Below are 246 nucleotides of genomic sequence, written 5' to 3' on the forward strand. Positions count from 1 at the left end.
TTTTATTTTCTAAGTTATTGTCTTCCATAATTGATTAATAATTAGGTCTTTCTTTTATTCAAAAGCTTTGTCAATAGGTTCCCAAAGCTCACTTTTATTTCCTTCATTGTCTAAAATCCAGCCAAATTTTCCATACTCAAATTCTTGCATTTTACCTACAATTGGAACTCCTTCGTTTTTTAATGCTTCTAATAATTCTTCTAGATTGTCAACTCTATAATTAAACAGAAAGTCTTTGTTTGAGGG

At 28.9% G+C, this 246-nt stretch carries 1 protein-coding gene; it reads right to left on the bottom strand.

What is annotated here, in order from left to right; all coding sequences use genetic code 11:
* Positions 1–54: 54 nt before the first annotated feature.
* Positions 55–246 (bottom strand): VOC family protein (locus ACY2RX_RS14780; protein WP_490104737.1); only part of this gene is annotated, 192 nt, incomplete at its 5' end.

Source organism: Polaribacter sp. 2405UD43-2 (assembly GCF_058147125.1).